We start from the raw sequence: 18976 nt of genomic DNA, 5'->3' as shown, positions 1-18976 counted from the left end.
AGCAAAAAACAGGTGAAATGTACATAAACCTCACCTGTTTTTTCCTAAATAAAGCCTTTTTAAGTTATTGTTTTGTTTTTAAAATAAAAAAAACAGTGGTTTCCCACTGTTAAATAGCCTTAAATGCTTTCTGAAGTTTTGGATAAATAAGTGCAAACACTACATAAGTTAAAATAAGTGTACCTACATTATAACCAATATTATATAAGAATGAATAAACCCAAGGATTCATGTTCTTAGGTGCATAGCTTGCAAATAATACAGCACCAGATAATAAATGTGAAATGAACTTAAGGATCATTCCTACAAAAATACCTGTGTATACTTCAGTCTTACCTAATTTAAAATTAGGAATAAAGCCTGCAATACCAAGTGCTGATAATGGTACAAGATAGTCTAATACAACAGACCAAGGTCCATAATATAAAGCAAGACCTAATACAAACTGCATAGCAGTGGCACCAACACCAACAATAACTCCATATTGTGCACCCATTAAATAACTTGCAAGTACGATTGGTAATAAACTTAAAGTTATAGAACCACCCTCTGGCTGTCCTGGAATCACCTTAAATAGTGCTTCTAGAACTAACTGCATAGCGATAAATAACGCAACATAAGCAATTGCTCTAGTGGATAATGTCTTCTTATTCATTTATAAATCTCCCCTTTCCAATGACTAAGATGACGCAAAGAAGTCACTAAAAAAGTACGGCCTCTCTACGCTGGTATTACCCAGATCAGATGCTAAGGGACAAGGCTTTCACCTATCTCAGCAATAAATGCGCCCCTGGCAGTAATGATTATATTACAGAACATTCTTTTTGTCACGTAATCTAAATTTATAGTAGAAATGTTAGGGGTTTCTGTTTATAATAGGGGTGTTTAGGAGGATATAAGCATGTCAAAAGTTTTAGCAGTTAACTGTGGAAGTTCTTCATTGAAATTCCAGTTATTTGAAATGGATACTGAAAGTGTTATCACTTCTGGTATTATTGAAAGAATCGGTATGGAAGATTCAATCTTCACTATCAAGTACAACGGTACTAAAGATAAGAAGGTCTTTGCAGTTCCTACTCACAAGGAAGCAGTACAAGTATTACTTGATACATTAATTGAAAAGAAGATTGTTGAACATTTAGATGAAATCAAGGGTATTGGTCATCGTGTCGTACAGGGTGGTCCTTATTTCGATGGTTCTTGTGTTGTAGATGATGATGTAATCGCTAAGATTGATGAATTATCACCACTTGCACCACTTCATAACCCTGCACATATTATTGGTATCAAAGCATTCAAGGAAGCTATTCCTACTGCAGGTGCTGTTGTAGTATTTGATACAGCATTCCATCACTCTATTAAGCCTGAAAACGCAGTTTACCCAATTCCATATAAGTTCTATGAAGAAAACAAGATTAGAAAATATGGTGCACATGGTACTTCTCATTACTATGTATCAAAGCGTACTCAGGAATTATTAGGCAACCCTGAACATGCTAATATTATTGTATGTCATTTAGGTGCAGGTGCTTCACTTTGTGCTGTAAAAGATGGTAAGTCTATTGATACTTCTATGGGTCTTACACCTCTTGCTGGGGTTATGATGGCAACTCGTTCTGGTGATATTGATGCATCAGTTGTAGATCACTTAATTGAAAATCTTGGATATGATATGAAGACTGTATTCAAGATGTTAAATAAAGAATCTGGTTTATTAGGTGTATCTGGTGTTTCTGGTGATATGAGAGATATTATTGATGCAAAAGATGCAGGTAACCAAAGAGCCGAATTAGCTTTTGACATGTTTAGAAAACGTGTAGCTGATTATATTGGTTCTTATTTTGTAGAACTTGGACATGTTGATGCAATTTCATTCACTGCTGGTATTGGTGAAAACAGCTTTATCGCAAGAGAAGCAATTATTGATCTAATAAAAGAAGCATTAGGCATCGTATTAGATGATAAGGCTAATGTAGAAGGTCATGGTGAAAGATTAATTTCTGCACCTGAATCTAAGATCAAGGTATTTGTAGTACCAACTGATGAAGAATTAGTGATTGCAAGAGATACAAAAGAATTATTAAACTTATAAGATAAGTGAGCATCGCTTTAAGGCGATGCTCATTTTTTGTTATAAAAATGTGGTATCGTTAAACGTTTCTTTACAGAATCTAAAAAAGCCAGTACTGGATATCAAAAATCCCACACTGACGTAATTATTTTTCTAATTATAGAATACCTGATTGTCAACTCTAGAAATGCTGATTTATCAAAACCTTTTCCAAACTCTGCTGTCAGCTGCTCTGAAAGATATTCCAATAATCTCTTTCCATATTCTGCACGATCATTTTCTCCACATGCTTTAAAAATCTGTTCTCCAATTTCCCAATAAGTTGTTACCATAGCAGAATTTACGGCTGTGCACAAACAATGCTGTGCAGACACAATAGAATTACGAATGGAATGATAAGTCTGTTCTGCATTTTGATTTTTTTGTAAATCATCATCCATGCTCTTACCCCCCCTCTAAATTTCTGTATATTTAGGAAAAGGAGCTTCCTATATATCTTATACCCTCACTATTCCAAAATTTCTCAAATAAATTCATCCCCCACCTATATTTCATATAGAGGTGGGGGGGTTCTGCCGTTTCTTTAGATAAATATCTTTTTACAATCATAGAACAACCAATTGTTAATTCTACAAATGTGAATTTGAGCAAAAGAAAAGGAACTTCAATGTCCCTTATGCTTCTCTCTTTTGTATCAAAAAAGAACATATAGTTTCTATACGTCCCTTCAACAAACTTGAAGTTAGCGATTTCTTTTTCCGGTATTCTCTGTCCCACGAATTTCCTCATGATAGAAATAATCTACGATCACCGGATGTCCCTGCGGGACTCTGCCATAAGGCATTTCATTATCCACAAAGGCACAATCATACTTCTTAGCCATTTTCTCAGCTTTTACTTCAAGTGATTTAAAGTAGTTGCGGTTATGCTTGTTATAGATCTCGTCGTAAAGTGGTACAAGATCAGGATATTTTTCGGCGATATAATCCATAATTGTCTTTTTGAAACCGCCTCGAAGATTGAGATTTTCGAGCCAGAACAGATCGCACTGATCCTTTACCCGCTCAAAGATTGCTTCAAAATCCGTGATACCAGGGAATACTGGGGATACGAAACAGACTGTACGGATACCTGCTTCATATACCTGCTTCATAGCAGTGATACGGCGCTCAATGCTCGAAGCAGAGTCCATATCGTTCCTGAAATTTTCATCAAGTGTGTTGATCGACCATGAAACGGTTACACGTCCAAGCTTCTTCAGCAGATCAATATCTCGTACCACAAGATCCGACTTTGTGCATATCAGAATATCTGCGTCACTGCCGATCAGCTGCTCCAGAAGTTTTCTGGTATTCCCAAATTGCTCCTCCTGTGGATTGTAGCCATCTGTCACAGAACCGATGACCACCCGCTGTCCGGCATATTTCTTCGGATTTTTAATTTCCGGCCAATGCTTCACATCAAGGAAAGTGCCCCATTCCTCCTTGTGCCCGGTAAAGCGCTTCATAAAAGAAGCGTAACAATACTTGCAGGCATGTGTACAGCCCACATAGGGATTGACCGAGTAACCGCCTACCGGCAGACTAGACTTAGTCATGATATTCTTTGCTTCCACCTCACGAATGAGGATTCCATTTATTACTTCTTCCATGATTTCTGTACCTCTAACACTTTATTAAATTCTTCCGGCATTTCCTGAATCATATTTTCATCCCCTATGATAGGGACAAGGTCTTCCTTCATAAACACCGGAATGCCGAGCTTATGTGCCTGGTCTGTCAGAGACCATGCCCATTCCGGTTCCGTATGAATCTTCCTACTCTGAACTCCAGTCATGGTGCCCACAACGATCCAGTTGATTCCGGAAAGGTCAACTGTGCCAGGATCGTCGAATAACGGCTCAAAGGTAACATGGCAATGTTTTACTCTGACGTTTTTCCGAAGGGCGTCGATACGCCACAGTTCTGCTTTCCTCGTCACCGTAACGCCAAACCATGCGTTTTCCAAATCAGTATCAAAATCCAGCAAATCAGGTTGCTTGGTAAGGAACAGGAACTGATGTTGTGGATTTTCACGGATCTTTGCAAATACCTCGTCTCTCCATTCTGGCTTCCATCCAGAGAAATCGCTCATCCCGGTAAGAAGAAAGTTCTGTGGACGTTTCTTTTCCATCATCTTGAGCTTACCCGGGAAGAATTCAGGATCAGCGAAGTCATCAATCATATGCCAGCGTTTCACGTTGTTGCGGGCATAGCAATATGTACACCCCACTGTGCAGCCAATGACGATATTCATGTTCTGAATCTGATTTTTGATACAAATACTCATGACTTCTGCCACTCCTCAAGATTCTTTCTGATGCGGTCGAGGCATTCCTCAAACTGGATAATTTCTTCCTTTGAAAAACCTTTGTAGTAAATACTACCCATCTCATCAGATATAGAATCGTACTTGCCCTTTAAGGCATGTGCTTTTTCAGTCAGAAACAGGAGTGTTTTCCTTTTGTCCGTTTCAGACTGAACACGGTTTATCAGCCCTTGATTTTCCATTCTTTCCAGCATCGTAGTAAGAGATGTTATCGCTAATCCGCATTTAGTCGAGAGTGACCTGATTGAGATACCATCCTCCTGCCACAGCACATAAAGAATACGTCCCTGGGCTCCATTAAACGCATCAATATTCTTTTCACTGAGAATCTTCTCGAAAATTCGGTCTCCAAGTTGTTTTATTTTGGTGATAAGAAATCCACCATTCATTTCCATACAAAAGCTCCTATATAGTAGTTTATTAAAAAATACTATATAGGAGTTTTATTGTCAAGAGTTTATATATTTTGATAGGTAAATTCCGTTTTTTTCAATTCTCCAAACTGGAATTTTAAAACTTATCAATCCCAATATAATATTATCATATGGTCTATCTTCTTGCGGTCAGTCAGCTCTATAATATGAGGATTATTCTCTTCCTGAGCTATAAGCCATACTTTATAGTTTCCACATTCATCACTATCTCCAACAAAAGAAATATTACTTGGTTCAGCAACACCACTTTTTTCAATATATCTCTCTATTTGGGAAATAGGTAAAACTGTGTCAATCCAAAGAGCATCGGCGTATGTTGATTTTTTTCCTTTACTATTTGTGATTTCATAGCCATAAGTAGATACATAAATTACACTATCTGAGTCAGCAGACTTAATCTGTGCTACAAAGTTTTGTAAAGGATTAATATCTTCTTCGTCTAAACAAAAACTATTATAATCCTTACTTTTTTTATCAAAGTAATTATCAAATCCCATCAGAACATCATCATTCAAATCAAATTTTCTTGAATTAAAAACTATTTCTAATATGCCCATATTTTATTCCTCAAATTCCGATTTTTAAATCACAAACTGCACAATATAAGATGCAAGTATGGCTGCAACAGCCACAAATACAAGCCCTTTTCCCTTATAACTAAAAAATACTGCAACTATAATACCTGCACATGATTCTACTAAGTTAGGTGTAGAATTAAAGACACCTGGGAAAGTCAATGCTCCTAATACTGCATAAGGCAGGTAATAAAGAGCTGAATTAATAAATTGAGATATAATCTTCTTTCTAAAAAAAGTAAGTGGTAGAAAACGAGGCAGATAAGTAAAGAGTGCCATCACTAAGACAGCTAATACCTGATATCTTGTCATGCTTCATCCTCCCTTGGAAATAACCAGGCTCCCATACATGTTGCAATGAGTGTTGCACTAATCAAGCGTACACCAGTACTCATAACATTAAATAATGGCACATAGGTAAAGAGTGTATGGACTCCAATAGAAATTAATACCACTATAGTTATTGGTATTGAATCTTTCATTGCAGGTACAATAAGAGCTAAGAACATACCATATAAGGCAATTCCCATAGCACCTTGCAATGCTAAAGGCAATAATCCCATAATAAATTCTCCGGCAAGAGTACCTCCTACCCATCCTATAATAGGTGTAAGAATAAAGCCTAGCATAAACTTAAATGTGAGTTTACTAGGTTGCAGACTGGCTAACGCAAATGTTTCATCTGTAATTCCAAAAGAGATGATCATACGTTCAACTGTATTCATCTTCTCATCAATCTTCTGCGATAAAGAGAGACTCATTAAGAAATATCTAAAATTGATCAATAATAGTGTTGTTGCGATTTCTAAATAAGTACTATCAGATAAAATCAATTGTACTCCTGCAAACTGTCCTGAACTTGTTAAGTTTGTAAGAGATATAAAAGTGGCCAGTCCTAGAGGCAAGCCACTTGACACGCATAATACTCCAAAAGAAAAGGCAACTGGAAAGTATCCTAATGCAATGGGAATACTTTTCTTCATTCCTTTCATCATTTCACTCATATTTCATCACCAGGAGTATCATAGCACAAATAGAACTTAAAATAAGTGTTCTATTATGAATTTTCTAATTTCTTCTTGATCATCACATACATTATAGAATGGTTTGCGACAATCAAGTCTTTGAATATCAACTGTGCGTAAGTCAGTTAATTGCATTCTAGAATGCGTAATCATCCCATGGTCATCTAGGACTGTTAAGTCCTTTTCAAAATGTGGATTGACTGGTGATGATTCTTTTTTTATGGATGTACAAGGTATAATTAACATCTTATAACCTAAATCTTTTACAACATAACACCAATGCCCATCCATGAGTTCCTTAGGAAATCCTCTACCGATATTAAAATAAGCCATCTGATGTTCTTTTGGACGCTTATGGACATGATAATAAGTATCTGATGGTGAACCATCCTTTACAAGTGAACAATAGAAATAAGATAACTGACTTGTTTGATGTAATAAAGAACGTGAATATTTCTCTACATCATATAAACCACTCTCATCTAACTTCTTTAAGTACTTCTTCATTTCTTCAATATTTCCTTCTAGATCTTCTTTCATATAAAAATCCCCTCCTACTTATATATATACTTTTAATTTTTTTATATTTCTCCCTAATTTATATATAAAGTTATATATAGTTTTCATATTTTTAAAATATCAATATTTCCAATTGATTTATCCCAATTCACGTATATAATATTCACCGTTAAGATAAAGTGATAGATTATAAAGCGCCAGGACTTGTATAAGTTGACGAGGACTAGATTAATCGAACTATTCGGCGGATGGTCTAGAGGCATAGTACTGCCTGAACGATGAATAAAAACATTGAGTGATCAATGAACAGGTTTCATCAGGTACTCCTTTGTTTTAACGTTTTTATTCCACAAAACAAGGAGGACAAGATTATGTGTGGTATTACAGCTTATTGCGGCAATGGTGAAGCCCTACCTTTCTTAATGCAGGGACTCGCAAAATTAGAATATAGAGGATATGACTCTGCAGGTGTAACAGTATTAAATAATGTACTTACAACTGTAAAATGTAAAGGTCGTTTAAAGAACCTTGAAGAAAAGTTAAAGAATCATGATATGACTGGTCATGTAGGTATTGGTCATACAAGATGGGCAACTCATGGTGTCCCTTCTAACTTAAACTCACATCCTCATACAAACCCAAGTAACACTATCTCTATTGTACACAATGGTATCATTGAAAACTATAGAGAATTAAAAGATATTTTGCTAGAAAAAGGTTATTCATTCCAGAGTGAAACAGATTCAGAAGTTGTTGTTATGTGTTTAGACTATTTCTATGAAGGAGATCTTCTAGAAGCAGTGAAGAAAACATTGAACTGTATTGATGGTAGCTATGCTTTATGTATTGTTTCTACAGAGCATCCTGATGAAGTTGTTGTTGCTAAAAAGGCAAGTCCACTCGTTATTGGACGTACTGAAGATGCAAGTGTTGCAGCCAGTGATATTCCAGCTTTACTTGCTTATACTAAAGATGTTTATTTCTTAGATGATTTAGAAATGGCTGTATTAAAGAAAGACAGCATTACTTTCTATAATAAAGATGGTAAAGAAATCACTAAAGAAATGACTACTATTCCTTATGATATGGAAGCGGCTCAGAAGAATGGTTTTGATACATATATGTTAAAGGAAATCAATGAACAGCCTCATGTCATTCAGGAAACTTTAAGAGGTCGTATCTTTGAACATTCAATCGTATTAGATGAATTAAAAGATGTTGATTTCAATAAGTTTAATAAGGTTTATTATGTTGCATGTGGTACTGCTTATCATGCAGGATTATGTGGAGCATCTATCCTTGAACGTGCAACACGTTTACCAGTTCTTACTCAGGTAGCAAGTGAATTCCGTTATAATGATCCAATCATCGATGAAAAGACATTATGTATCTTTGTATCACAGTCTGGTGAAACAGCTGACACTCTTGCTGCATTAAAACTTGCTAATGAAAAAGGATGTACAACTATTGCCGTGACTAACGTCTTAGGCTCTACAATTTCTAGAGAGGCACAGCATACACTTTATACTTGTGCAGGACCTGAAATTGCAGTTGCATCTACTAAAGCTTATACAACTCAGTTAGTATTACTTACTTTAATCGCATTATATATTGCAGATAAAAGAGGAGATACTGTAGATACTGATTTAATGGAACAGTTAAATAACCTTCCAGAATATGTATCTAAGTTAATTGATGATGAAGCAATCTTCGAAAACTACGCAAAAACATTGAAGGATAAACATGACTGCTACTTTATTGGTAGAAGTTTAGATTATGCAAGTGTATTAGAAGGTGCTTTAAAGCTTAAGGAAGTTTCTTATGTACATGCTGATGCTTATATTGCTGGTGAATTAAAGCATGGTCCTATTGCCTTAATTGAACCAGGTACTGTAGTAATTGCAGTAGCCACTCAGCCTCATGTTGCAGCTAAGACTATTTCTAATATTCAGGAAACAATCGCAAGAGGTGCTGAAGTCATCCTATTTACTGTAGAAGGACAGGAAGTCAGTGGTGTAGAAAATATCTATTACTTACCAGATATCAATCCTTTACTACAAAGTGTACTTGTAGCTATCCCATTACAGTTAATCGCATACCATACAGCATGCATTAAGGGTTGCGATGTAGATAAACCTCGTAACTTAGCTAAATCAGTAACTGTAGAATAACGAACGGAGAACTCCGTTCGTTTTTTCTTCACATCAATAATAAAAAAATGTATAATATCTCGTAGGGGTGATAATGTGGAAGAATCAAAAGTAAAAGATTTAACGGCTTATAAGAACCGTTTCGAAGAGGATGCCTCTTCATTCAGCGAATTCCAGGCACGTGATTTCGTTAAAGAATTAAAGAATCAGGGTAAGACTGATGAAGCTATTGAAGTAGGAAGAACATTCCTTGAAATGGCACCAGAATTAAAAGGATATATCAATTATTTTGGCTATGCTCTTTATAATAAGTATATCAACATCGATGATGAAGAAATTTCTAAGAACGAAAGTTTATTCTATGGTATCTTAGAAGAAATTGCTAAATATTGTAAGCAGGAGAGATATTCTCCACTTGAAGCTGCAGTCAATAAGGCTATTAAACATGTATTAAAGGCTAATCCAGTAGACTATAAGAAGTTATCTGAATTATTAGACTACTTAGATGCACCTGCTCTAGAAGATAAGCCATTTGTGAATAAAGATGGTAAAGAATTCGAAAGCAAGAAAGAAAAATGGTATCGTATGAAAGTACGTGCATTATATGAACTTGAATCATATAGAGCATGTGTTGAAACTGCGAACATTGCTTTCACTTATAACTTAAAGTGGCATTATAACAACCTTAACTGGGTTAAATATTATCGTGCAAGCTCTCTAGTTGAACTTGGACGTTATGAAGAAGCTGAAAATGAATTCATCGCTTTACAGGGTCATTTCAATGCAGTAGATTCATTTGAAATCCTTTATAAGCTTTATATGAATACAAATCGTGAAGATGATGCTTATACACTTCTAATCGATAAATTCTTCAAGGGTGGATTCGATTATAAGAATATCGAAGATTACAAGAAGATTTCAGCAATGGCAAAGGCTAAGGGTCAGGATAAGGCTCATGCACTTGCAGAATGCCTCATTAAGAAGCTAGAAGAAGAAAATGGTAAAACATATGAAGCTGATGTTGATTTAGCTGATTATGCTGATTTAACTGCCAGCGATGCATTTGATCGTGTATATAGTGAAGTTGTTTATCATCTAGAAAACTACATTACTCGTCATGAAGGTAAAGTAGTATTCTACAATCATGATAAGAATTTTGGTAGTATCTTCCAGGATGGTGAAGAAAACTTATTCTTCAGACAAGCTGATTTCCTTGATGATGAAGAAGTTGAAAAGTATGACGTTGTTGAATACAGCGTAATCAAGACTTATGATAGAAAGCGTCAGCAGATGAGTTCTAAGGCTGTCCTTCTAAAAGTTCTTTACGAAGAAATCAACTACTAAGAGCAGAAATATCTGCTCTTTTTTATTATGTTCTATTTTAGTTTTTCCCTAACTTTTAAAAGTTTTATTTGACTTTTCCTTAATATACCTATATTATGTTTTTATATTATAAAAACAGAGAAATGACATAGTAAAGAAATGTGTGGCATAAGAGATATGATGGCTGGTGCGAATCATACGCAGACATTCTTGAATTCACCATGGAGTTGGAAGTACAAAATACTTCCCGGGTTGCCCGTTATCGCTATTTAGTGAGGTTAGTCAATGACTAATGAACTAGAGGTGGTACCGCGATAATTCGCCCTCTTGGGGTGAATTTTTTTGTTTTTAGGGGAAAGAAAAAGGGAGGAATCTATTATGAAGAAGTTTGTATGTGGTTTAATGGCAGTCGGTCTAGCATTAACTGGCTGTGGTAGTCAGTCTAGTACCAAAGATAAGGCTGATGTAAAAATTGGAGTCATCCAGTATATGCAGCATGATGCATTGGATGCATCATATAAGGGATTTAAGGATACTCTTGTAAAAGCTGGTTATAAGGCTTCTAATATCACTATAAAGAATGCCAGCGGTGAAAACTCTAACTGTGAAACTATTGCAGAAAGCTTAGTGAATGATGGAAATGATTTAATTTACGCGATTGCAACTCCTGCTGCACAGGCTGTTGTAAAGAAGACTAAAGATATTCCAGTTGTCGTATCTGCAGTCACTGATCCAGCTGGTAGTAAATTAGTTAAATCAAATAAAAAACCTACTGGAAATGTCACAGGAGCAAGTGATTTAACACCAGTTAAAGAACAGATTAAATTATTAAAACAGATTATGCCTAACGCAAAGACTGTTGCTGTTATGTATGCAGGTAATGAATCTAACTCTGAAATCCAGGGTAAGATGGCTGTCAAAGAAATCAAAGCTCAGGGTATGACACCATTAGTAAAGACTGTTTCTGAATCTAATGAAATCCAGTCAGTTACTGATTCTATTGTAGGTAAAGCAGATGCTTTATATATTCCAACTGATAACCTACTTGCTTCTAATATCCCAGCAGTTGTAAAAGTAACTGATCAGGCTAAAATCCCTGTTATTGTTGGTGAAGAAGGTATGTGTGCTAAAGGTGGTTTAGCTACTTATGGTATTGATTACTATAACTTAGGTAGTATCGCTGGTAAGCAGGCTATTAAGATCTTAACTGGTAAAGGTAAACCAGCTACTATGCCTATTGAATACTTAAAAGCGAGTGATTGTAAATTAAAGGTCAATAAAGCTCAGATGGAAAAGCTTGGTATTAAAGTTCCACAGGAAGTATTAGATAAGGCTGAACTTATTTAAGGAGTGAAGGAGAATGTCTTTATTTTTAGCATTACAAAGTGCGACTTACCAGGGTGTCTTATGGGGCATCATGGCAGTTGGTGTTTATATTACATTCCGTCTGCTAGATATTGCAGATATGACATGTGATGGTTCTTTCGCAACAGGAAGTGCTGTATGTGCTGTTATTCTTACAAATCATGGTAATCCAATCGTTGCGATTCTTGCCGCAACTCTTGCGGGTGCTTTAGCTGGATTTGTGACTGGTATATTACATACTAAGTGTAAGATTCCTGCCATCCTTGCTGGTATTCTTGCACAGTTAGGCTTATATTCTATTAACTTACGTATAATGGGTAAATCAAATATCCCATTACTTCAGACAGAAAGCTTATATGACTGGGGACCAATGGTTGGTTTAACAGTATCTCAGTCTACACTTGTTGTAGGTGTTATTGCAGTAACTATTGTGATTGCCCTGCTCTATTGGTTCTTTGGAACTGAATTAGGTAATGCATTACGTGCGACTGGTAATAATGAACAGATGGTAAGAGCTGTTGGTGTCAATACTGATTATACTAAGCTACTTGGTTTAGTGATTTCAAATGCCTTAATCGCCTTAAGTGGTGCCATGGTCGGTCAGTCAGTTGGTTATGGTGATGTCAAGATCGGTATGGGGGCAATCGTTATGGGTCTTGCTTCTATCGTTATTGGTGAAGTTATCTTTGGTCGTTATGGCAGTTTCTTAAAGAGACTCATTGCGATTATTGTTGGTTCAATTATTTATCGTATTATTATCGCCATTGTTATCCAGTTAGGTTTATCAACTGATGACTTAAAGCTACTCACTGCATTTATTGTAGCTCTCGCATTAACTATTCCAGTATTAATGGCCAATAGAAAACAGACTGCAAACTATAAGAAACTTACAAAAGAGGTGGATGAGAAAAATGCTTAAGATTGAACATGTATCAAAAACATTTAACCTTGGCACTATTAATGAGAAGAAAGCCTTGATTGATATTAATCTTCAATTAGATGATGGAGACTTCGTTACTGTTATTGGTGGTAACGGTGCTGGTAAATCCACTTTAATGAATATGATTGCAGGTGTTTACCCTATTGATTGTGGTCATATTAAACTAGATGATAAAGATATTTCTTTATATCCAGAATATAAACGTGCAGGTCTTATTGGTCGTGTATTCCAGGATCCGATGATGGGTACTGCAGCTGATATGCAGATTGATGAAAACCTTGCTATGGCTAAAAGACGTGGTCAGAAACGTACTTTAAAGTGGGGTATCAAGAAAGAAGAAAAGAAGTTGTATTATGACCTCTTAAAGACCTTAAATTTAGGCCTAGAAAATAGAATGACAAGCAAGGTAGGTTTATTATCAGGTGGACAAAGACAGGCCTTAACATTATTAATGGCGACTGTCACAAAGCCTAAGATTCTCTTACTTGATGAACATACAGCCGCTCTTGATCCAGCAACAAGTGCTAAGGTATTACTTTTGACTAATAAGATTGTCACTGAACAAAAGCTAACAGCAATGATGGTAACTCATGATATGCAGCAGGCTATTGATGTAGGTAATAGATTGATTATGATGTATAATGGTCAGATCATCTATGATGTAAAGGGTGAAGAAAAGAAAAACTTAACTGTCCCTTTCCTACTTAAGAAGTTTGAAGAAGCAAGTGGTAGTGAATTTGTGAATGATAGAATGTTGTTGAAATAATGAAAAACATTCCAACTATATCGAGTTGGAGTGTTTTTTTATGTGCTAAAAAAGAACACCTCTTAAGAAGTGTCCTTTCATACCATTAATATTTAATATCTACAATTTCAACATCATAAGGTTTTGCAACACCGACTGTTACAACATCACCAATCTTATGAGTCATTAATGCTTTTGCAAGTGGAGATTCATTAGAAATCTTACCATGTAATGGATCAGTTTCTGTAGAACCTAAGATTGTAAATGTATCAGGTTCGGGATTTTCTTCAGATAAATCAAGAACTGTTACAGTAGCTCCTAAGTTAACTACATGAGTATCTACCTTAACATCAGAACCAATGATTACTGCATTCTGCATCATTACTTCTAATTCTTTGATTCTTTCTTCAATACGAGCCTGTTTATCTCTTGCTGCATCGTAGTCAGCGTTTTCTGATAAGTCACCCTGGCTTCTTGCAAGCTTAATTTCTTCAATGACAGCTGGTCTTTCAACATTAATAAGGTTTTCTCTTTCAGCTTTTAGCTTTTCAAAACCTTCTCTACTAATTTGTACTTTTTTATCCATTTCTTTCACCTCGTATACGTAAATCTGACTACTCCCACGGGTGAGCCCGTGGGGTTCTTACTGTCAAGTTTAGCTTATAATCGTACATCATTTTCAGACTTTGAAATACAAGTTTAAATCTATTTAAGTAAGAACTTTTATTACCAGGCAGTCCAACGACCACATTAACGGTAAATTTCTATCTTATGATAAGGAAGTGTAATCAATCTTCCTAATGTTTATTTTATACTATTTTGATTCCACTATTCAATACTTTGATTCTATTAATCTTAATTCTTTTAATTATGTGGCTTTCATCCCATAGATAAGCCTATGGTTTTTTCGCCACTAATTAATAACATACTTATTTTAATTAGACAAGAACGATTTAATCGCCTAGAATACTACTTATTTTTGTAATCAATAAGTCAATCGCAACAGTATTAGTCCCACCTTCAGGAATAATAATATGTGCATATTTCTTAGATGGTTCAATGAACTGTTCATGCATTGGTCTTACAGTCTCTAAATACTGGTTACAGACTGAATCAACAGTTCTTGCTCGTTCTTCTACATCTCTTCTTAATCGTCTGATAAAGCGGATATCTGCATCTGTATCCACATAAATCAATATATCACAAAGATTTCTTACCTCTTCTTCTGCTAAGACAAAGATACCTTCTAGAATAATAACATCACGATCTTCAATAACTTCTGTAATATCACTTCTTGTATGCTTTGAATAATCATAAGTAGGTTTTTCAATTCTTTCTTTCTTTTTTAACTTCTTTAAATCTGATACTAGAAGATCATTGTCAAAAGCAAATGGATGATCGTAGTTAGTTTTTACTCTTTCTTCCATTGTCTTATCACTTTGATCTTTGTAGTAATCATCTTGTTTAATGATTTTTACTCTATGACTGCCTTTAAAACGGTCATAGATAGATTGTGCGATAGAAGTCTTACCAGAAGCACTTCCACCTGCAATTCCAATAATGACAGCTTTATTTTCCATGGTTTACCTTCCTTCCCATATCATTCTCTAATACTGGATAATCAATTTCTACATAAAGTATTTCCATTGGATGGTTTGCTACTTCCACCAATTCATTATCTTCATTATAAATCTTATTAACAGTAAAATAAATATTTGAATGACTAGGAGAGAATATTTCTATCTTGTCTCCTACTTTGAAATAGTTACGCTGTTCAATTTTAGCTCGTTTAGAATCTTGATCATAATCAAGTACGCGCATAACGAATTCCTGTGTAGGATGTTCATCTCTTAAGTTATAAAGCTGTTCATCTACACCTGGATTATCATAAAAGAATCCATGACAGAATGCTCTATTGGCTGCTTTTTGTAGTTCATCTTCATATTTCTTTGAATCTGTAAAGTGATCAGGATCAGCGCAGTATGTATCAATGAGTTTTCTATAAGTAGATACAACTGTCGCAATATAGTGGACAGATTTCATACGCCCTTCTATCTTGAATGAATCCACACCACATTCTATTAATTCACCAATATGATGAATGAGACACATATCCTTAGAAGACATAGTAAATGGAAAATCTTCATTAATAGATTGTCCATTCTCTTCTAAATCATAATACCATCTACAACTTTGAGAACAGCCACCTCTATTGGCATCTCGTCTAGAATAGTAGTTAGATAACATACAACGACCACTATAGGAAATACACATAGCACCATGTATGAAATATTCTAAATCAATATCAGGGGCATTTTTTCTAATGTCCTTCAAGTCTTCAAAAGTTGTTTCACGACCTAGTACTACTCTGTCCATTCCCATATCTTCAAAGAATTTAACGGCAGATGAGTTAGTGACTGACATCTGTGTAGAGACATGTACTTCTAGCTTTAAGTCCATACTTTTCGCAAGATTCATAATATATGGATCTGCGACAATAATGGCTGTAACACCTGCATCATCTAATGCCTGTAAGTACTCTTTAATACCTTCTAGGTTATCATGATGAAGGATGATATTACATGTAACATGGATTTTAGCACCATATTGATTCGCAAATTGTACTGCTTCTTTAATATCTTCGATAGAGAAGTTAGATGCCTGTGATCGTAAGGAGAATTCCTTACCACCAATAAATACTGCATCTGCACCATAAATAATAGCTGTTTTAAGCTTTTCTAGGTTTCCTGCAGGGGCAAGTAATTCTGGTTTTTTCACAATCACACGACGACCATCAACAATCTTACTTATTGGCTGCATCTTCTAGATCCCTCCTCTTTACATCTTCAAGACGATAAATTGTATCATCATATAAGAAACCACGATCAAGAGGTTTAGAAATCTTTCTTAATAAAGGAAGATATTCTTTTACTTCTTTATCATATAATCCTGTTTCTAATGCATGGAGACAAGCACAATACATACTAGTGACTTCTACTGCTTCTCTTGAATCCATAAACATTGTTTCAATATAAAGGTAATCAAAGTCCTTTAATGTATTGAATAAATCCAATGTATATAGTCTAGATTTGCTGAATACAGCCGTTCCACAACTTGTTTCATATATATGACAAGGGAAATCCTGTCCACGTGGATTTATTGTGAGAGCATCTTTATTATGGCTTAATGTTGTATTGCTTGCTTTTTCATAATTAGAGATCAAGTGTCTCTTACTCATCATCATATATTGTACACCATGACCTAATACAAATAATGGCATATCACAATTTTTACGTATTTCTAGCTGTTCCTTTAAAGAGATTTCTTTAGAAACAAAAGCACCAGAAATACCATAATGAGATAAAGTATTCAGTGTACTTGAATTGGTATTAAGAGTTAAAGGATGATAAATCATCTTAAAATCATAACCCTTTTGATTCACCATACGTAATACACCAAAATCCTGGAAAATTAATCCATTAATTCCAATATCATGTAACGCATCAATATGCTTTTCTAATCCTTCTAGATCATGTTCATCATACATAGCATTCACATAAACATAGAGTTCTTTTGCCTGTTCTTTGATTTCTTTCAGTTCCTCAATAGAAAACTTCACCGGTGTCAAAACACTATAATCTGAACCAGCCATAATCAAAGAAACACCCATATCAATATAATCATAAAGATATCCACGATCATTTAAATTAATTGCGATTTTCATTTTGATCCTTTCTAGTAATGATACATAGACCATCACCTACCTGCACATAATGTGCATCATATTCATCATTAGAGAAGATCCAGTCTTTAAAACGTTTGATCTTTCTTACAAGAGCACGTGTATTTCTATTTTTTATATTTGGTATATCAAAAATCATACCATGGAAATCTAGATTATCCACTAACACAAAACCATCTTCCTTTAAATAAGGAACATACTTCTCAAAGAAACGCTGATACTGCGCTTTAGCTGCATCAATAAAAAGACAATCATAAGGCGCATGATCCAACAATGTATTATCAAACTCTAATGCATCTTCATGATAGATTGTAATGTTGTCTTCCTGATTAAAATCGTGAATATTTACAACTGCTTCTTGATATCGTGTATCATCTCTTTCAATTGTATCAACATGAAGACCTTTGACATGAGTCGCCATCATTAAAGATGAATACCCAATGGCACTTCCAATTTCTAATACAGATTCTGCATTTCTCTTATTCAATTCATCAATAAGGTATTCAATACCTTCTTTTTGCATAATAGGCACATCTTTCACAAGTGCATATTCTTCTAATTCATAAAATGATTTCATTAATACCACTTATTCTCCTTTACTGCTTTTTGATGTTCTTCATATGTCTTTGAATAGATAACAGTCCCATCTTTCTTCGCAAAGAAGAATAAACAATCAGATGGTGTATAGTTTGCGACTGCATCCATAGTCTTTTGTGGGACACATGCAATAGGACCAATAGGAAGTCCTGCATATTTATATGTATTATAAGGAGAATCAGTCTTAGTCATCTTAGTAGTGACTTTGACACCTGTTCTATTTAATGCATAGTTGACAGTAATATCTGACTGTAATCTCATACCAGTCTTTAAACGATTGATAAATACACCCGCAATGGCTGGACGGTCTTTATCAAATAAAGATTCTCTTTCTACGACTGAGCATAATGTTAAGAATTGGTGAGGCGTATAGCCAAGCTTAGTCATTGAATCCTTATAAGGTGTTAATTGCTGATCCATATAATCCAGCATTTCTGTTGTGACTTTTTCTATTGTTGTAGATTTATCATAAAGTACATATGTTTCAGGATAGAGATAACCTTCTAATGGATATAAGATACCCTTTTGAAGAATGTCATCTGTCAAGAACCAATATTTAGAAATAAGCTCTTTTAAATAAGTCTGATCAGACCATTTATCTAATACTTCTTGTTCTGATTTACCAGTTACATTTGCAACCTTTTTAGCTACCTGAGGAATAGTAATTCCTTCAGGGATAGTTAAGGAAGACTTCACAACATAAGAGCTGTTCATCTTTGACATGATGCTATACATCTTTGAAAGAGACATGTTCTTATTCAAATTGTAAGTTTGAGAAACAACTGAAGGTTTATGAATCTTTAAGTAAACCTTAGCTACCAATTTATTTTTTATCAATCCTTTTGAATCTAATGTATTTAAAACTGTATAGGCATTTTCACCTTTCTTTACAGTGATCTGTACCACTTCACTTTTAGAAGAGACATGTCCTATACCACTTATATAAAATAAGCCTGTACCACCTATTAATAGTACAACTACAAGGACTGCCGCTATGATTTTTTTCTTCATACATACATCCTCCTTTTCCTTAACCATTATATAGAATTAACCCGATAATTACCATAAGAAAGTAGACTAACCTATCACTAGGCTAGTCCCTTATCAAACCGTACGTGCACTA

The 18976-nt window shown here is 35.0% G+C and carries 22 protein-coding genes, 1 riboswitch and 1 other annotated feature; of the genes, 6 read left to right on the top strand and 16 right to left on the bottom strand.

Features of this window, described 5'->3' with window-relative positions:
- Window positions 1–109 precede the first annotated feature (109 nt).
- Window positions 110–655 carry an energy-coupled thiamine transporter ThiT gene (locus DW269_RS07520; RefSeq protein WP_117459218.1) on the bottom strand — a complete coding sequence of 182 codons (546 nt, stop codon included), beginning with the start codon at window positions 653–655 and terminating at the stop codon, window positions 110–112.
- 45 nt (window positions 656–700) lie between these two features.
- A riboswitch (TPP riboswitch) is annotated at window positions 701–802 on the bottom strand.
- A 99-nt stretch (window positions 803–901) separates the two neighbouring features.
- Between DW269_RS07520 and DW269_RS07515 the strand changes: the two genes are divergently transcribed.
- Window positions 902–2092 carry an acetate/propionate family kinase gene (locus DW269_RS07515; protein ID WP_117459217.1) on the top strand — a complete coding sequence of 397 codons (1191 nt, stop codon included), beginning with the start codon at window positions 902–904 and terminating at the stop codon, window positions 2090–2092.
- Between the two features lie 101 nt (window positions 2093–2193).
- Here DW269_RS07515 and DW269_RS07510 read toward each other — a convergent pair whose 3' ends face one another.
- The 9 genes from DW269_RS07510 to DW269_RS07470 form a co-directional block, all read right to left on the bottom strand.
- Window positions 2194–2511 carry a DUF1016 N-terminal domain-containing protein gene (locus tag DW269_RS07510; protein WP_199410000.1) on the bottom strand — a complete coding sequence of 106 codons (318 nt, stop codon included), beginning with the start codon at window positions 2509–2511 and terminating at the stop codon, window positions 2194–2196.
- Window positions 2512–2542: 31 nt separating this feature from the next.
- Window positions 2543–2848 carry a hypothetical protein gene (locus tag DW269_RS07505; protein ID WP_117459216.1) on the bottom strand — a complete coding sequence of 102 codons (306 nt, stop codon included), beginning with the start codon at window positions 2846–2848 and terminating at the stop codon, window positions 2543–2545.
- Window positions 2814–3722, bottom strand: a complete 909-nt coding sequence (locus DW269_RS07500; RefSeq protein ID WP_117459215.1) for a radical SAM mobile pair protein B — start codon at window positions 3720–3722, stop codon at window positions 2814–2816. The genes DW269_RS07505 and DW269_RS07500 overlap by 35 nt, the downstream gene beginning before the upstream one ends.
- Window positions 3710–4399 carry a radical SAM mobile pair protein A gene (locus DW269_RS07495; RefSeq protein ID WP_117459214.1) on the bottom strand — a complete coding sequence of 230 codons (690 nt, stop codon included), beginning with the start codon at window positions 4397–4399 and terminating at the stop codon, window positions 3710–3712. Before DW269_RS07495 ends, DW269_RS07500 begins: the two co-directional genes overlap by 13 nt.
- On the bottom strand, window positions 4396–4833 hold the full coding sequence (locus tag DW269_RS07490) for a radical SAM mobile pair system MarR family transcriptional regulator (protein WP_117459213.1): 438 nt from the start codon (window positions 4831–4833) through the stop codon (window positions 4396–4398). The genes DW269_RS07495 and DW269_RS07490 overlap by 4 nt, the downstream gene beginning before the upstream one ends.
- A gap of 125 nt (window positions 4834–4958) precedes the next feature.
- Entirely contained in the window at window positions 4959–5429 is a 471-nt protein-coding gene (locus DW269_RS07485) for a hypothetical protein (RefSeq protein ID WP_117459212.1), read from the bottom strand.
- Between the two features lie 24 nt (window positions 5430–5453).
- Window positions 5454–5759, bottom strand: a complete 306-nt coding sequence (locus tag DW269_RS07480; RefSeq protein WP_117459211.1) for an AzlD domain-containing protein — start codon at window positions 5757–5759, stop codon at window positions 5454–5456.
- Window positions 5756–6451, bottom strand: coding sequence for an AzlC family ABC transporter permease (locus DW269_RS07475; protein WP_117459210.1), 696 nt, complete (start codon window positions 6449–6451; stop codon window positions 5756–5758). Before DW269_RS07475 ends, DW269_RS07480 begins: the two co-directional genes overlap by 4 nt.
- A 36-nt stretch (window positions 6452–6487) precedes the next feature.
- Complete coding sequence (locus DW269_RS07470; protein WP_117459209.1) at window positions 6488–7012, bottom strand: hypothetical protein; 525 nt, start codon at window positions 7010–7012, stop codon at window positions 6488–6490.
- 350 nt (window positions 7013–7362) lie between these two features.
- Between DW269_RS07470 and glmS the strand changes: the two genes are divergently transcribed.
- The 5 genes from glmS (at window position 7363) to DW269_RS07445 (ending at window position 13535) form a co-directional block, all read left to right on the top strand.
- Window positions 7363–9162 carry a glutamine--fructose-6-phosphate transaminase (isomerizing) gene (glmS, locus tag DW269_RS07465; protein ID WP_117459208.1) on the top strand — a complete coding sequence of 600 codons (1800 nt, stop codon included), beginning with the start codon at window positions 7363–7365 and terminating at the stop codon, window positions 9160–9162.
- A 75-nt stretch (window positions 9163–9237) separates the two neighbouring features.
- Window positions 9238–10485 carry a hypothetical protein gene (locus DW269_RS07460; protein ID WP_117459207.1) on the top strand — a complete coding sequence of 416 codons (1248 nt, stop codon included), beginning with the start codon at window positions 9238–9240 and terminating at the stop codon, window positions 10483–10485.
- 108 nt (window positions 10486–10593) lie between these two features.
- Window positions 10594–10794 (top strand) — a binding site (T-box leader).
- Between the two features lie 48 nt (window positions 10795–10842).
- Window positions 10843–11811: an ABC transporter substrate-binding protein gene (locus DW269_RS07455; protein ID WP_117459206.1), complete on the top strand. Its 969-nt coding sequence runs from the start codon at window positions 10843–10845 to the stop codon at window positions 11809–11811.
- Window positions 11812–11824: 13 nt separating this feature from the next.
- The gene (locus DW269_RS07450; protein WP_117459205.1) at window positions 11825–12748 is read left to right on the top strand and encodes an ABC transporter permease; all 924 of its coding nucleotides are present in this window, start codon (window positions 11825–11827) and stop codon (window positions 12746–12748) included.
- A complete protein-coding gene (locus DW269_RS07445; protein WP_117459204.1) occupies window positions 12741–13535 on the top strand; it encodes an ABC transporter ATP-binding protein in 795 nt (264 codons plus the stop codon). Before DW269_RS07450 ends, DW269_RS07445 begins: the two co-directional genes overlap by 8 nt.
- Window positions 13536–13620: 85 nt before the next feature.
- Here the strand turns inward: DW269_RS07445 and greA are convergent, their stop codons facing one another.
- The 6 genes from greA to mltG all read right to left on the bottom strand — a co-directional run bounded on the left by greA (window position 13621) and on the right by mltG (window position 18864).
- Window positions 13621–14100, bottom strand: coding sequence for a transcription elongation factor GreA (greA, locus tag DW269_RS07440; protein WP_022425416.1), 480 nt, complete (start codon window positions 14098–14100; stop codon window positions 13621–13623).
- Between the two features lie 367 nt (window positions 14101–14467).
- Complete coding sequence (gene udk / locus DW269_RS07435) at window positions 14468–15094, bottom strand: uridine kinase (protein ID WP_117459203.1); 627 nt, start codon at window positions 15092–15094, stop codon at window positions 14468–14470.
- Complete coding sequence (locus tag DW269_RS07430; protein WP_117459202.1) at window positions 15084–16334, bottom strand: U32 family peptidase; 1251 nt, start codon at window positions 16332–16334, stop codon at window positions 15084–15086. Before DW269_RS07430 ends, udk begins: the two co-directional genes overlap by 11 nt.
- Complete coding sequence (locus DW269_RS07425; protein ID WP_117459226.1) at window positions 16318–17238, bottom strand: peptidase U32 family protein; 921 nt, start codon at window positions 17236–17238, stop codon at window positions 16318–16320. The genes DW269_RS07430 and DW269_RS07425 overlap by 17 nt, the downstream gene beginning before the upstream one ends.
- The gene (locus DW269_RS07420; protein WP_117459201.1) at window positions 17222–17833 is read right to left on the bottom strand and encodes an O-methyltransferase; all 612 of its coding nucleotides are present in this window, start codon (window positions 17831–17833) and stop codon (window positions 17222–17224) included. The genes DW269_RS07425 and DW269_RS07420 overlap by 17 nt, the downstream gene beginning before the upstream one ends.
- Window positions 17833–18864: an endolytic transglycosylase MltG gene (gene mltG / locus DW269_RS07415; protein ID WP_117459200.1), complete on the bottom strand. Its 1032-nt coding sequence runs from the start codon at window positions 18862–18864 to the stop codon at window positions 17833–17835. Before mltG ends, DW269_RS07420 begins: the two co-directional genes overlap by 1 nt.
- Window positions 18865–18976 lie beyond the last annotated feature (112 nt).

It is taken from the genome of Catenibacterium sp. AM22-6LB, assembly GCF_003435615.1.
Taxonomy (GTDB): domain Bacteria; phylum Bacillota_I; class Bacilli_A; order Erysipelotrichales; family Coprobacillaceae; genus Catenibacterium; species Catenibacterium mitsuoka_A.
Note: the sequence above shows the minus strand (reverse complement) of the source record. Positions and strands in the feature narration are given on the sequence as shown.

Excerpts from the sequence above, each read along its gene's own strand:
- DW269_RS07510 (WP_199410000.1), bottom strand. The coding sequence starts at position 2,511 with ATGGATGATGATTTACAAAAAAATCAAAATGCAGAACAGACTTATCAT.
- DW269_RS07430 (WP_117459202.1), bottom strand. The coding sequence starts at position 16,334 with ATGCAGCCAATAAGTAAGATTGTTGATGGTCGTCGTGTGATTGTGAAA.
- DW269_RS07520 (WP_117459218.1), bottom strand. The coding sequence starts at position 655 with ATGAATAAGAAGACATTATCCACTAGAGCAATTGCTTATGTTGCGTTA.
- glmS (WP_117459208.1), top strand. The coding sequence starts at position 7,363 with ATGTGTGGTATTACAGCTTATTGCGGCAATGGTGAAGCCCTACCTTTC.
- DW269_RS07485 (WP_117459212.1), bottom strand. The coding sequence starts at position 5,429 with ATGGGCATATTAGAAATAGTTTTTAATTCAAGAAAATTTGATTTGAAT.
- DW269_RS07420 (WP_117459201.1), bottom strand. The coding sequence starts at position 17,833 with ATGAAATCATTTTATGAATTAGAAGAATATGCACTTGTGAAAGATGTG.
- greA (WP_022425416.1), bottom strand. The coding sequence starts at position 14,100 with ATGGATAAAAAAGTACAAATTAGTAGAGAAGGTTTTGAAAAGCTAAAA.
- DW269_RS07455 (WP_117459206.1), top strand. The coding sequence starts at position 10,843 with ATGAAGAAGTTTGTATGTGGTTTAATGGCAGTCGGTCTAGCATTAACT.
- DW269_RS07475 (WP_117459210.1), bottom strand. The coding sequence starts at position 6,451 with ATGAGTGAAATGATGAAAGGAATGAAGAAAAGTATTCCCATTGCATTA.
- mltG (WP_117459200.1), bottom strand. The coding sequence starts at position 18,864 with ATGAAGAAAAAAATCATAGCGGCAGTCCTTGTAGTTGTACTATTAATA.
- DW269_RS07450 (WP_117459205.1), top strand. The coding sequence starts at position 11,825 with ATGTCTTTATTTTTAGCATTACAAAGTGCGACTTACCAGGGTGTCTTA.
- DW269_RS07425 (WP_117459226.1), bottom strand. The coding sequence starts at position 17,238 with ATGAAAATCGCAATTAATTTAAATGATCGTGGATATCTTTATGATTAT.
- DW269_RS07515 (WP_117459217.1), top strand. The coding sequence starts at position 902 with ATGTCAAAAGTTTTAGCAGTTAACTGTGGAAGTTCTTCATTGAAATTC.
- udk (WP_117459203.1), bottom strand. The coding sequence starts at position 15,094 with ATGGAAAATAAAGCTGTCATTATTGGAATTGCAGGTGGAAGTGCTTCT.
- DW269_RS07445 (WP_117459204.1), top strand. The coding sequence starts at position 12,741 with ATGCTTAAGATTGAACATGTATCAAAAACATTTAACCTTGGCACTATT.
- DW269_RS07490 (WP_117459213.1), bottom strand. The coding sequence starts at position 4,833 with ATGGAAATGAATGGTGGATTTCTTATCACCAAAATAAAACAACTTGGA.
- DW269_RS07480 (WP_117459211.1), bottom strand. The coding sequence starts at position 5,759 with ATGACAAGATATCAGGTATTAGCTGTCTTAGTGATGGCACTCTTTACT.
- DW269_RS07495 (WP_117459214.1), bottom strand. The coding sequence starts at position 4,399 with ATGAGTATTTGTATCAAAAATCAGATTCAGAACATGAATATCGTCATT.
- DW269_RS07470 (WP_117459209.1), bottom strand. The coding sequence starts at position 7,012 with ATGAAAGAAGATCTAGAAGGAAATATTGAAGAAATGAAGAAGTACTTA.
- DW269_RS07500 (WP_117459215.1), bottom strand. The coding sequence starts at position 3,722 with ATGGAAGAAGTAATAAATGGAATCCTCATTCGTGAGGTGGAAGCAAAG.